The 2747-nt window shown below is 37.5% G+C and carries 3 protein-coding genes and 1 pseudogene; all 4 read left to right on the forward strand.

The annotated features are described in order from the left end of the window. Positions 1–647 (forward strand): annotated as a pseudogene (locus tag POF52_RS30845) (hypothetical protein); the annotation flags it as partial. 39 nt (positions 648–686) lie between these two features. Beyond that, complete coding sequence (locus POF52_RS30850) at positions 687–977, forward strand: DUF5592 family protein (protein ID WP_271998160.1); 291 nt, start codon at positions 687–689, stop codon at positions 975–977. A gap of 139 nt (positions 978–1116) precedes the next feature. Then, on the forward strand, positions 1117–2139 hold the full coding sequence (locus POF52_RS30855; RefSeq protein ID WP_271998163.1) for a DUF3231 family protein: 1023 nt from the start codon (positions 1117–1119) through the stop codon (positions 2137–2139). Between the two features lie 264 nt (positions 2140–2403). After that, a partial coding sequence (locus POF52_RS30860) for a zeta toxin family protein (RefSeq protein ID WP_271998165.1) occupies positions 2404–2747 on the forward strand: 344 nt, incomplete at its 3' end.

A 2747-nucleotide genomic window follows, 5' to 3' on the forward strand; every position in this document is an offset into this window, starting at 1 on the left:
GTCATAGTGGAAGTACAAATGGAGGCAGCTCCTCTGTAGGAAAAGCAAGTGCTCCTCTTCATGAAGAAATCCAAACTTCCGGTTACGGCGGAAGTGCAAGTGAAGGCGGTTCTTCTGTAGGAAATGTGAGTACACCTGTTCATGAAGAAATTCAAACTTCCGGTTACGGCGGAAGTACAAGTGAAGGTAGCTCTTCTGTAGGAAATGTGAGTACACCTGTTCATGAGGAAATCCAAACTTCCGGTTACGGTGGAAGTACAAGTGAAGGTGGATCTTCTGTAGAAAGTGTGAGTTATCCTACACCAACAAGAGAACCGTCTGTTTCCATGCCGACAGGGATGGATCAAGCCCAAGCACAAGTGGCAGTTACACAGGAACCTCGCCAAGGAAAACAACCAATTGAAAAAGACACAGTTCCTGCTTCAACAGACGATATTCCAATGCCAGATCAAAATCGGATAGAAACACGCAATATTGCACAAGTGGTAAAAGATAACTTTAAGGGAGGGGTAGGAAAGGTAAAAGAACGTATTGATAATTCGCAAACAATCCACAAAACAAAACGTTCTTATCAAATTGGACGAAATACAGGGCGAGATTTACGAAATCTTGGATCAAAGAAACGAAATAAACCAGAAGAGAAGTAACAAGCGTTACTTCTCTTTTTTATAGGGAGGAGAAGAATCATGGCAAACTATAACATTCCGAAAGAAATCTCGACGGAATTAAAGATTAATAAATCACTTTATCTCTTCGATTTGTTGTTCATTATTGGCTTACTTATGGTCACGATGATGTTACGCTTTTTTATTCATCCTACGCTTCAAATTCCCTTTTATATCTTCATGGGCATATTTGGGGTGTTGATGATTGTAAGACCAAGTACGAACCCTAAAAAACGGATGTATGAGGTGTTATTGCTTACATTGGTACGAAAGAAGAGTACGTATTGTGCGATTGATAGGGAACAAGAATAAAAAGGGACGTATTAAAAATAAAAAAACCACCCCTGGTAGATAGAGTGGTTCTGAATGGAAAGTCCAAGTTGAAATTCTTAAACTTCACGTTTATTGTTACCATTTTATGTAAAAGATAAACGTAAATGGAGGATAATATATGGTAGAAATAAATAAATCTACGCGTCTTACAAGCGCTGAAATCTCAAACCTATGGAATACTTATATGAATGATAGTTTAAATATCTGTATCGTCACACATTTTTTACAAACAGTAGAGGATCCAGATGTCAAACCTCTTTTAGAGGAAACAATTAACGTAGCTAAAGGGCATCTAGTAGAAATAGAAACGATTTTTCAACAAGAGGGAATTCCTAAACCCGTTGGGTTCCCCATAGAAAAACATGTTAAATTGAATGCGCCCCGTCTTTTTACAGATGTTTTTTATATGGCCTATCTTCTACACATGAGTAAATTTGGAATGACTGCACATACAGGTGGTATTACATTGGCCTGTCGGAAGGATATCCATGATTTATTCCATAAATATGTGGAAGAGGCGATTAGCCTTAATGGTGCTACACGAGAAGTTATGAAGGAAAAAGGTGTCTTTATTCGACCACCTTATATGGATTACCCAAAGGAAGTAGAGTTTGTGACAGAGCAGAAGTTTCTGACCGGATGGTTTGGGCACAAACGATCTCTACTTGCACTGGAAACCTCTCATTTATATATGACATCACTTAATAATGAACTAGGTAAGGATATCCTTTTAGGATTTTCTCAAGTAGTGCAGGATGTTGAAATAAGAAAGCATTTTATACGTGGTACGAAATTCACCTCAGGTATTCTTTATGATACCCATAAGATGTTACATGAAAGTGATATTCCTGCCTCTATGACCTGGGATACGTGTGTTACAGACTCCACTGTAGCTCCTTATTCAGAGCAGATTATGCTTTGTTTTGTTAATGCATTGTGTGCCCTTGGAGTTGCAACATATGGGAGCGCGATGTCCTTAAGTATCCGGCATGATTTAGCAGCTCTTTATAGTAAATTTATTATGAAATCAGGAGCCTATGCTGAAGATGGGACGAATATGTTAATTGAGCGTTCTTGGATGGAGAAACCTCCTCAATTTATTGATCGTGATAAATTAATACGTAAGAATACAGAAAGTTAGAGGAACCATGGTTTACTAGTCATTTCACTTTTGTAGAAAAAAACATTTTTACTAAACAAATAGTGTAACAACGTACAGTCAGAACGTGTTTTCATTGAAGCACGTTCTTTCTTTTTGTCCGTTGCTACAAGTTACTACCTAACAGTTACTTACATTGGTAAGGAAAAAGAGCACATATTGTGCTATTGACCGAGATGAATAATAAGAGGTTATTCATATTATAGATAGAAAAATAAAGGCATCAGTGTTTGGAAAGGAGATCACATGTTAAGAAAAAAACTTATTTCTGAATTAGCTAATAAAGTATTGAGCTTAAAAACAAGACACCCCATACGAGTAGGAGTTAGTGGAATTACATCCTCAGGAAAGACAACACTTGCTAATGAACTCACTGAGGAACTTCAAAATAGGGGAAAGAATGTGATTAGAACAAGTATAGATCATTTTCATAACCCGAGATCTATTCGTTACCGGCAGGGAAAAGAGTCAGCTCTTGGCTATTACCAAGATGCCCATGATTATGAATCATTTAAGCATAAGCTTTTAATTCCTTTAGGACCTGAGGGTAACTGTCATTATCAAGCAGCTTCTTTAGATTTAGCGACAGA

The sequence above is a fragment of the Priestia sp. AB genome (assembly GCF_028369225.1).
GTDB lineage: Bacteria > Bacillota > Bacilli > Bacillales > Bacillaceae_H > Priestia > Priestia megaterium.